8 protein-coding genes are annotated in these 9,470 nt (G+C 36.5%); 3 read left to right on the forward strand and 5 right to left on the reverse strand.

The window, feature by feature from the left end:
• The first annotated feature begins 7 nt into the window (after positions 1 to 7).
• Genes pelA through GIY83_RS04600 form a run of 3 tightly spaced genes read left to right on the forward strand, consistent with a single transcriptional unit; the run spans position 8 to position 4,193 of the window.
• Positions 8 to 2,017 carry a pectate lyase gene (gene pelA, locus GIY83_RS04590; RefSeq protein ID WP_208685124.1) on the forward strand — a complete coding sequence of 670 codons (2,010 nt, stop codon included), beginning with the start codon at positions 8 to 10 and terminating at the stop codon, positions 2,015 to 2,017.
• A 54-nt stretch (positions 2,018 to 2,071) separates the two neighbouring features.
• On the forward strand, positions 2,072 to 3,421 hold the full coding sequence (locus GIY83_RS04595; RefSeq protein ID WP_208685126.1) for a glycoside hydrolase family 28 protein: 1,350 nt from the start codon (positions 2,072 to 2,074) through the stop codon (positions 3,419 to 3,421).
• 28 nt (positions 3,422 to 3,449) lie between these two features.
• Entirely contained in the window at positions 3,450 to 4,193 is a 744-nt protein-coding gene (locus GIY83_RS04600; RefSeq protein ID WP_208685128.1) for a rhamnogalacturonan acetylesterase, read from the forward strand.
• Between the two features lie 92 nt (positions 4,194 to 4,285).
• Here the strand turns inward: GIY83_RS04600 and GIY83_RS04605 are convergent, their stop codons facing one another.
• From GIY83_RS04605 to GIY83_RS04620, 5 genes are all read right to left on the reverse strand, one after another.
• Positions 4,286 to 5,392, reverse strand: coding sequence for a relaxase/mobilization nuclease domain-containing protein (locus tag GIY83_RS04605; RefSeq protein ID WP_208685130.1), 1,107 nt, complete (start codon positions 5,390 to 5,392; stop codon positions 4,286 to 4,288).
• Positions 5,377 to 5,661: a hypothetical protein gene (locus GIY83_RS04610; protein ID WP_208685132.1), complete on the reverse strand. Its 285-nt coding sequence runs from the start codon at positions 5,659 to 5,661 to the stop codon at positions 5,377 to 5,379. The genes GIY83_RS04605 and GIY83_RS04610 overlap by 16 nt, the downstream gene beginning before the upstream one ends.
• Positions 5,648 to 5,776, reverse strand: a complete 129-nt coding sequence (locus tag GIY83_RS25075) for a hypothetical protein (protein WP_255474384.1) — start codon at positions 5,774 to 5,776, stop codon at positions 5,648 to 5,650. Before GIY83_RS25075 ends, GIY83_RS04610 begins: the two co-directional genes overlap by 14 nt.
• 22 nt (positions 5,777 to 5,798) lie before the next feature.
• Entirely contained in the window at positions 5,799 to 7,781 is a 1,983-nt protein-coding gene (mobC, locus tag GIY83_RS04615; RefSeq protein ID WP_208685134.1) for a conjugal transfer protein MobC, read from the reverse strand.
• A 116-nt stretch (positions 7,782 to 7,897) separates the two neighbouring features.
• Positions 7,898 to 8,800 (reverse strand): toprim domain-containing protein, encoded by a 903-nt coding sequence (locus tag GIY83_RS04620; RefSeq protein WP_208685136.1) that lies wholly within the window; start codon positions 8,798 to 8,800, stop codon positions 7,898 to 7,900.
• Positions 8,801 to 9,470: the final 670 nt, after the last annotated feature.

Raw genomic sequence — 9,470 nt, forward strand, 5'->3', positions numbered from 1 at the left:
GCTTAAAATGATTCAATTTAAAAAATATATAGCTATAGTGCTATTTAGCATTTGTTTTGCTGTAAATGCTCAGAACACTTATAAAAACTGGCCCGATATTATTCGCAAAAACGATGCAGGCTGGTTTGGCACAGAGCAAGCTAAAAAAATAGCAGAGAATGTTTTGCTTTATCAAAGAGATATTGGCGGATGGCCAAAAAATATTCAGATGCAGCAAGAGTTAACCCCGCAGCAAAAAAAGGATTTACTGGCCCTTAAAAAGTCAACAAAAGAAATCACTACAGACAACAGTGCAACTTGTCAGGAAATGCTTTTTATGTCTAAAATGTACGCGCAGGTTAAGGACGAGCGTTATAAAGAATCTTTTTTAAAAGGTTTAGACTATTTACTTGAGGCGCAATATAGCAATGGAGGCTGGCCTCAGTTTTATCCATTAAAAAAGGGATATTACACACACATTACCTACAATGACGACTCGATGGTAAATATTTTAAATATCATCAAACATGTAAGTGAGGATACTGATTTTTACAGCATACAACCATCGGCAGCAACTATCGAAAAAGCTAAAAAATCTTTCGATAAAGGAATTGATTGTATTTTAAAAACGCAATACAAACAAAACGGAGTTTTAACCGCCTGGTGCGCGCAACACGATGAGGTTACCCTTGCCCCGGCAAACGCAAGAGCTTTTGAACTCGCTTCTTTAAGCGGATATGAATCGGCTAAAATTGTACTGCTTTTAATGTCGATAGAAAAACCTTCAAAAGAGATAATCACAGCGGTTAGAAGCGCTCAGGCTTGGTTTGAAAAAACAAAAATCACCAATCTTGAAGAGAAACGCGTTTTAAACGATCAGGGAAAAATTATAGACAAGAATATGATTGTCACTGAGAATGCATCGCCAATTTGGGCAAGATTTATGGAGCTGGATAACAATGAACCCTTTTTTTGCGATCGTGACGGAGTGAGGAGAAAATCCCTTGATCAAATTGGTTCGGAACGCAGAAATGGCTATTCCTGGTATAGCGATGCGCCAAAAGAAGTATTGAAAAAATATCCTGCATGGGCCATTAAAAACGGAATTAAATTATCAGCAGCAGAGTCTATAGATAAAAAAAAAGCTAATTTCTTTACCGTTGCCCTAGACGGTTCAGGTGATTTTACAAAAATTCAAGATGCTATCAATGCTTGTCCTTCTTTTCCATATGAAAAAGTGACCGTGTTTGTAAAAAATGGAATTTATAAGGAGAAGATCCGAATTCCCGAGTGGAATACACACGTAGTACTTCTTGGAGAAAGTAAAGAAAATACCATTATTACCTTTGATGATAATTTTTCGAGAATCAACACAGGAAGAAACAGTACTTTTTTTACCTATACACTTTTAGTTGAAGGGGATGATTTTTCGGCCTCGAATTTAACCATTAAAAATGCATCGGGCGACAATGGTCAGGCCATTGCACTGTCTCTTGTAGCCAATCGCGCTCAGGTATCAAATTGTAGTATTTTAGGCAATCAAGACACTTTGTATGTGTCTGGAAAAAATGCCAAACAATATTTTAAAGATTGTTATATCGAAGGTACTACTGATTTTATTTTTGGAAGCGCTACGGTCTTATTTGAAAATTGTGAGATCAGAAGCATTAAAAACTCTTATATCACGGCAGCTTCAACACCACAGGATACCACTTTTGGATTTGTTTTTCAAAATTGTAAACTTACTGCTGAACCAGCTGCAACGGCAGTTTATCTGGGAAGGCCGTGGCGTATTTATGCCAAAACCGTTTACATTAATTGTGATATGGGAAAGCATATCAGGCCCGAGGGCTGGCACAACTGGTCCAAACCCGAAGCAGAACAAAATGCTTTTTATGGTGAGTATAATGGAAGAGGCGAAGGCTATCAGCCCACAAAAAGAGTGGTATGGTCACATCAGCTCTCAAAGAAAGAAGCCGGGGAATATACCATTGAAAATATCTTAAAAGATTCTATTGCTAATTGGTACGCCAAGTAAAGAAAAATAACCCAGAGCTTATAGAATAACTAAATCAAAATCAAAATATAAATCATGAATTTTAAGTGTCTCATTTTTCTATTGATTTCATGGACTTGTCTTGCGCAGAATAGCGAATTTCCCTCAGCAAAAGTAGATTCGATTCTAAATAGAATTCAGCTTCCTGTAATTGCTTCTTATCAGATAAATATTTTGAAGTTAGGCGCCAAAGGAGATTCTCTTACCAATAATAAGGCTGTTTTTGATAAAGCCATGGCGTTGTGTAAAAAAAATAATGGCGGAACCATAATTGTGCCTAAAGGAATTTATAAAATAAGTGGTCCAATTCATTTTGTAAGTAACGTTAACCTTAAAATTGAAAAGGGAGCCAAGATAAAATTCAGTGACAATCCTGAGGATTATTTACCCATGGTTTTAACCAGTTGGGAAGGGACAATGCTTTATAATTACAGCCCTTTAATTTATGCATACCAATGTTCTAATATTGCCATAACGGGTCAGGGAACAATTGATGGAGAAGGAGCTAAGACATGGAAAAGCTTTAAGGCTAAAGAAACAGCGGGAAAAAATCTGAGCCGCGAGATGAATCATAACAATACTCCACTTAAAGACAGGAAATTGGGAGCTGGTTATTTTTTGCGTCCCCAGATGATTCAGTTTTTTAATTGCAAAAACATTTTAGTTGAAAATATCAGGATAGAAAATTCACCTTTCTGGTGTCTGCATTTATTAAAATCTCAAAGTATTACGGTCCGAGGCGTGAGTTACAAATCTTTAAATCACAATAATGACGGTATTGATCCTGAGTATGCAAAAGATGTTTTAATTGAAAATGTAACCTTTGATAATGGTGATGACAATGTAGCCATTAAAGCAGGAAGAGATCACGAAGGAAGAGCAAATGCGGCCACACCAAGTGAAAATATTGTCATTAGAAATTGTAATTTCAAAGGACTTCATGGCGTTGTGATAGGAAGCGAAATGTCCGGCGGAGTTCAAAATGTATATGTTGAGAACTGTAAAGCAGTTGGCTATTTAAAAAGGGGAATTTATTTGAAAACCAATGCCGATCGGGGCGGTTTTATTAAAAATATTTTTGTTCGAAATATTGCACTCGATCAGGTAGAAGATTGCTTGTATATAACGGCCAATTACCATGGTGAAGGAAATGGTTTTCAATCGGAGATATCAGATATTTTCTTTTCGAATATTTCCTGTAATAAAGCAACGCAAACAGGCATTGTAATTCAGGGATTTGCCGATAAAAAAGTCCGAAATATTTCTCTGAACAACATAGATATAAAATGGGCAAAAAATGCCATTTCAAGTTCAAATGCTCAAAATGTAGTATTGAACGAAGTTTTTATAGGAGAAAAAGCAACCGTTCCTTCTGCGGCAAAATAAGAATGAAAGAACTCTAAGAATGAAAAAAATGAAATATTATCTATTGATGATCTGGCTGATCACAACGGCAAGTTTCGCCCAAAAAACAACCTTATTTACTATTGGAGATTCTACCATGGCCAACAAGAAAGACCCAGAGAAAAATCCTGAACATGGTTGGGCGCAAGTGCTTCAGCCTTTCTTTACAGCAAATATTGTCGTTGAAAATAAAGCAGTAAATGGAAGAAGTACCAAGAGTTTTATTAATGAAAAACGCTGGGATTCTATTTATAAAAAGCTTAAAAAAGGCGATTATGTTTTTATAGAATTTGGACATAATGACCAAAAAATAGAAGATTCGACCCGATATACAAACCCACATACCCGTTATCGATACAATCTTATTCGCTTTGTAAAAGAGAGTCGTGAGAAAGGCGCTATCCCTGTGCTACTCACTTCTATTGCAAGGCGTAATTTTAATGAAAAAGGAGTACTTGTACCCACTCACGGTGAGTATCCTTTAGAGGTCAGATTAGTAGCTCAGCAATATAAAGTCCCTTTTATTGATCTGGAATATTATTCAGAGTTACTCGAAGAATCTTACGGACCTGAGGAGTCAAAGCAATTGCATTTGCATTTTAAGGCAGGTGAGAATCCCTATTATCAAAAAGACAAAGCAGATGATACACACCTTTCATTAAAAGGCGCGACTGCTATTGCTCAAATTGTTATTAATCAGATCAAAAAAATAGAGGATTCTTCATTGGAAAAACTTAAAAAAGAGATTAAATAGCAATTGATTCGGACCTTGAAAGTAATTTTGGAAACTGAGCTGAAAAATTTTGCAAGATGACTTGTAAAATTAAAATGCAAAATAAAGCATTTTCAAAAGCTATGTCTGGTAGTTTTACCTCGTTTAGCTTTTCTGTTCTCAAAAAAGAGTGCCGCTTTTGGGGATCTTTGCTCAAGATTCTCATTGAGTTGCTTGAGGAGAAAATCACCATTTAAAAAACTTTTGGTCTTGTGATCAATAAAGGTTAATTCATCAATAAGCCCATCAGCATCTTTTTTAGCCACAGTAGTGATCGCTGACCTTTGCAATATCGGGCTCAGCTCATCTAAAGCTATAGATTGAATTGAATACCTATTTACGATTTTTTTAATCCCTATTTGCTGCTCAGCGTTTTTTATTGTGTTTTCTTTAAATTGATTCTCTAAAAAAGCCAATGTTGGCTTGTTATCAAGTATACTTGCCTTGATAGGTTTTCCAACAGGTTTTGCTTTTTGATTTAAAATCTGGTATACTAATCCACCTGCCAGAAATGTTTTTGAATTTTCACTTCCTCTTTGAGCAATAAGATTATACTGGGATAAAATGGCATTTAGTTCTGTAAAATTGGTATAGCTGTATTGATTCAATACATAATTGAGAACAAGATTTATGGCCTTTTTTGATTCGGTTTCTCCATACTTGATTCTTTTTATGGCTATGGGATTCAAATCAAGTTGATTATTTGCTTTTTGTCCTCGCGCCTTAATTAACCCAAATAGTTCTTCGATTTCCTCTCTGGCAGGTTTTGATTTATCAATGGCTAAATTATACATGGCAATGCTCTTGCCTTCTTTTGTAACATTGCTAGTGACAATGTGAACGTGCTGATGGGCGCTATCGTAGTGCTCATATACCAGATAAGGCTGCTTGGCAAAACCAATTCGTTGCATATAGAAATTGGTAATTGCCATCAGGGTTTCCCTGCAGTGATGCTCAAGTGGAGAGAAGTTCAGTGAGATGTGTACTGTATTGCGCTTTACATTTTGGTTTAATGCTGTTATTTGGGTAAGACGTCTTTTTTTTATTGTATCGTTTAATCTATCAAGATCAACAGGGTAATTGCCTGCCCCAATGCATTGCGCTTGTCCTATTGTGACTTTGCTCTCATTATAGTGAATGGTTCTGCTTATTGATGAGCCAATTTTTATGATTGTGACCATTTTTTTACGATTTTTTCAATTTGTATTTTGATTTCTTGGATTGTTTTATCCAGATGTTTTATGGTGGTTTCAAATCCTGTAAGTACCGGATTGAATTGACTGGTTTGCTGCTGACTTGTTAATTTTTCAAGAATTTGGAAGGCAGTATTTCTCACCTGATTCATATGATCATTCAGAGATGCTATTTCTTCGATCAAATCTTCCAGGGACTGATCCCTGTAGCGTATGGTGATTGGATTATGAATAATTATGTTCCTAAATATATTCACTCAGGCTGCGGCAGGTACTTTTTTTGTAATTATTTTCAATTTCAATATATTCTGCAGTAGGTATTCCCAGATATACATGACGATATTTTTTTGGGTTATTAGTCTTTGTTCTCATGGCATTTCTCTTTAGGTTGAACTTATTTTCTTATCACCAGGCAAGAGAGTTCAGGATCACCCATAAGGCGATCCATCTCATCGTTAATGATATCCTGGATGTCTTTTTTTATTTGAAGGTAATTACTCTGTACAATTTCATTATTGAGTTCTCGTACCATGGGAATATCTTTGTAATTATCAGTTTCGTTTTTAAGGCTCTTGTGGTCATTTATTATCTCACTGTGGAATGTTTTAAGCTCTATTTTGCAATTCGGATCATCAGCGACCATTCCCACAAACTTACCTGAGCTTAAAGCAGATATTTTGGAAGGCGGTACGGCCAGCTCCAATTGTTTAGAGCGGCTAACAGAGGTATCATTGCTGTTTATGGAAAGACTTTCCCTGTCCTGCATAATTTTTCCAATTCGCTCCGATAATTGCTTGGCAGTGTCTCCGCTGACCTGACCGCTGATGATATTTCCTGTAAGGTTCATAATGACATCGGCCTGCTCGCGCCCGTAATCTTTTCTAAGCTGGCTAAAATCCTGTATGCCCAGGCAGGTTGCCACTTTATTGCTTCTGGCTGTGGCAATAACATTATCGATATTGTTGAGGTAAATAGTGGGAAATTCATCAAATACAAGACTGCTTTTTTGTTTTCCTTTCTGATTGACCAGTTTTAGTAAACGACTTACATAAAGCGAGAGTACAGCACCGTAAATTTGGATCTTCTGAGGATTGTTTCCCATGCAGATGATCTTGGGCTGCTTTGGATTATTGATGTCTAGTGTAAAATCGTTTCCCGATAGCACATAATAGAGCTGGGGAGAGGAGAGTCTGGCCATAGCTACTTTGGCTGAGGCAATTTGCCCTTCTAGCTGCTCCATAACATCACTGAGATATGCATTGACAAATGGGTTGATAAGTACCTCTATTTCCTTCTCTGTCCGAAGAAGGGTAAAAAGATCATCATAATCTACCTGCATGAGTTCAATAACGTGGGGTAGTGTACAGAATTGTCCATCTTTATACTTTCTGAGATACCAGATAATGGCCGTTAAAAAGTTAATAGGGGATTCCACAAAAAAATCACCCTGACGTTTGATCCATTCTCTATTGAGTCCCAATAGAATGGTTCGGGCCGATTCGGCCGAATCGGTAATATCGGTCATGGTCATAGGAACTAATGGATTACATCTGTGCGAGCGACTCAGATCATCGAAATTGATACTGTAGAATTCAGGGGCAATTAGATGTGATTTTTTTGTTTTGAGCCAGGTATTGTAGGCAATGGTAGTGAGATCATCAAACTTGAAATCATAAACAAACATGCAAAATCCTTTTCTTATGTGCTGGGTAATGACATGGCGTATGATAAAATAGGATTTACCCGAGCCAGGGGTTCCCAGGACCAGTAGTCCGCGAAAGGGGTTGATGATATTGATCCAGCTTTTTCGAATATTGCCCTTTAGATAGTATTGGGCGGGAAGGTTGATGGAGTATTGATTCTCCATGAGTCTTTCTTCCTGTGGGAAAGTCTCATTTTCACTATTGAAAATATCTCCCTGATCAAGCCTTTGGATTATAACACGCGAGAGGAGAGTACCTCCTGTTAGAATTAAAATAAATCCTGTTGTTGTCACACTAATATAGATAATTGCCAGCCAGATGATATTTATTTTTAAAAGCAGTAAAAAGTAGCTCAAAAAATAAAGAGGCAAGCCTAAGCCAAGCCAAAGAAAAGCATGCTTATAGGTCATAGATTGGTTTTTTCTTCCCTTGCTGCCCAGAAGTGAAATGACCAAAAAGCCAAGAGCCAGGATTTTGGAGCGATCAAAGGTGTCAAATAGCCCTGTCAGAGCAATATTTCCAAGGATTTTATCCCCTAGTGGGTTTGCCAGTTTCCAATGCAGAAACACGCTATAGGTATAGTAATAAAAGTGCAGGCCTAAAAGGATTATACTTATAAGGCGGGTCATATCAAGTATTTTTCGCAGTGCCTGCTCGTTTTCTCCGGTTTGCATAGCTATATTTTTTTAAGATTAACACTTTCTTTGAATCATAAATTAGATATTAGCAAATCACGCGTCTCAAGAGAATCTTTGTCTGAAAGGGTAATGGTTCTCTTGGATTTAAGTCTTTATCGTTTTAAGCCCGAACTTTGTTTTTTCTGGCTTTTCTCAGATTTTATCATCCACTCGTTAAGATCTTTGCAGTCTTTATACAGTGCGCTCTGATCTTTGTATTTACTGCCCCAGCCAAGGGCCTGCTCAGTGAATTTTTGCCCAGGCTCATCCCGGTCCAGATAGAGACTTACCGCTTTGTGTTTTTCCATAAAAGGGCGGGCTTTCTCTAAAAAAGAAAGAGAGTTCAGAACCACAAAGCTTTCTTTTTGGTTTTTAAGCTGACCACTCAATGACCTGTAGGATAAAAAATCCATAAACCCTTCAAAGACCAGTACTTTTTTATCGGTATGTTCATAAGTAGTGATTCCCTTGGGTGAGCTACTGGCTTTAAAATAGGGATTTCGGATTTCAAATCCACCAAAGTCATTTTTAAAGCCGATGCCGTAATAGGAACGCTCATTAATGCCATAACTAATCTCGCAGCAATATTCACGGGCAGTGCCAAGAGGAATTTTTCTTTGTCTTAGATAGTGTAAGAGAGAAGGAGATTGGAGTGGCTTTTCTTTTAAAATGATAATTTTTGATTGATTTTTTTTCGAAATATTTTGAAGCGGAACAAAGCAATGCTGCAGGGGAATATTTCTGCAATGACGATTTAAAAAATCGCCAAAGGAGCAGTTAAAATACAGCATGCCAAAATCAATGAGATTACCTCCTTTTCCCATCCCGTGATCATACCAACGGTTAATACTGCGGTTGATTTTAAAAGAAGCTGTCCTTTCATTTCGTAAAGGTGAGAGGTACCAATATTCATCGTGGGATATTTTAGAGGGTTCAAATCCCAAGGCAGATAAATAAGATACCATATCCATTGCCTTTACCTCTTCAAGGGAAAGACCTTTTTCACTGAAATCCATAATCGCATTTTATCAGGTTCATTATTCAGATTGCATATACGAAAGTAAAAAATCAATATAGCTTTTCCAATCCTAAGCATCCTTTAACTAGGATAGGTTGCCACAATAGGTAACAAGTCAATAAACTATGAGAGAATAAACATCTTTGGATGAATTGAAATGGTACTATGATATAGCAATGGTAAGTTTTGTATTTGAAGTAAATTTTGGAATTCAAAGAATATCAAATAGGGAAAATCATTCACTAGTCTGTGATTTTATTTTGAAGAGTATATTAAAGAGTTTTTAAATATGTTAAACATACTTGTTTAACTTAACCTGTGAACCCGTAAAAGAAGAGGCATTTTTTTGAATTGATTTTGCTTGCAAAACAATATCGTAAGAAAATTCTCTTGTATTAATATTAAATTTTAAAGTTTAAGATCAACTTTATCAGAAGGTTATGATAAAGTTTTAAAAATAATTGAATAAAACTTTATAAAAAAACTTGTAAATACGGATAAACTCACTACTTTTGCACCCGCTTTGAGAAACAAGCGAAACAAAAAAGAAACACGTTCGTAGACATATTGAATTGACAGCCGCTTTAACAGAGATGTTAGAGCAAAAGAATAAAGAGTAAGATAATCGAGAGATTAAAGAATAACCGATAGAGACTGATTCGAATAAC

The sequence above is a fragment of the Flavobacterium sp. SLB02 genome (genome assembly GCF_009664855.1).
In the GTDB taxonomy this organism is placed as follows: Bacteria; Bacteroidota; Bacteroidia; order Flavobacteriales; family Flavobacteriaceae; genus Flavobacterium.